Raw genomic sequence first — 1039 nt, 5'->3', positions numbered from 1 at the left:
AGTAAATATATGTATTACGAGTTCTTTTTTTGTTTAATAATTTATTGAATTATTTTCTTCCTTTAATCATTCACGTTATTGCACAATTGACTACGAAAAAAGTTAGTCTTACTTTTTTATAATTTTTACAAAAAAAATATTAGTCACCTATTTCAATAAAGTGTTAATCATCAATCCTGGTGTATTACAAACTCTATTTTTAAATTTTATTCAATAACAGATACCTTTAGGGTTGTTTTTTAAGTAGCAACTATCCACCTAACATTAATTTAACGCAAAATATCACTAAATTTCACTTAAAAACCGATATAAGTGTATTAAAATGCCATTTAATTTTTATTTAAATTACTAAATGTTGTAAAAACCAATATTTTTTACTGACATTATTAAACTATTACACTTTGGGTGTGATAAATCACTCTTAGATCATGTGTTGAATTTAAAATAACGAACAAAAAGTGAATTAATTTTTATAATAGTTAACCTTAAAGAACCTAATTATGAATAATTTAGATGTTTGTTATTAGAATTAGAAAAGATTTGAAGTTGACGCAACTAGAATTTGCTCAACATCTAGGAATTGACCGCAGAACTATAATTAATTACGAGCAAGGAGGTAAAATACCTGAATCAAAAGTGAAGTTGATAAATATGGTAGTAGATGGATATTTTCCTGCTAGTATGAAACCATCGAAGGAAATAGTCGCTGAGAAAAAGGAGGTTTTGCAGGAGGATAAAATGAGAGAGATAAGCGACTTGAAGGATCATATCTCTACGCTGAAACAATTCCTTGAAGAAAAGAACGAGACAATTATGTATAAACAAACTGCAATTGACAAACTAAAATTAGAAATAGAAGAGTTAAAAGTAGCTAAATAAGAGTTTTAGCAGTTTATTTTGTCCACACAGATTCTACACAAAGCCAGTAAAAACAGGAATTCAAAAAAAGCTTAACTCTTGTTTTTACTACTGTTAATTTTTTTTTAAATACATTGAAAAAGACTTCGATTCTCCGTTAATTCACAAAAAGCCTTGTAAA

1 protein-coding gene is annotated in these 1039 nt (G+C 26.9%); it reads left to right on the top strand.

The genetic code is table 11. The features are described from left to right. Window positions 1–513 precede the first annotated feature (513 nt). Complete coding sequence (locus A3SG_RS0118380) at window positions 514–879, top strand: helix-turn-helix domain-containing protein (RefSeq protein WP_016991446.1); 366 nt, start codon at window positions 514–516, stop codon at window positions 877–879. The last annotated feature ends 160 nt before the right edge of the window (window positions 880–1039 follow it).

The sequence above is a fragment of the Flavobacterium sp. ACAM 123 genome (genome assembly GCF_000264055.1).
Lineage (GTDB): Bacteria > Bacteroidota > Bacteroidia > Flavobacteriales > Flavobacteriaceae > Flavobacterium.
Note: the sequence above shows the minus strand (reverse complement) of the source record. Positions and strands in the feature narration are given on the sequence as shown.

Excerpts from the sequence above, each read along its gene's own strand:
- A3SG_RS0118380 (WP_016991446.1), top strand. The coding sequence starts at position 514 with ATGTTTGTTATTAGAATTAGAAAAGATTTGAAGTTGACGCAACTAGAA.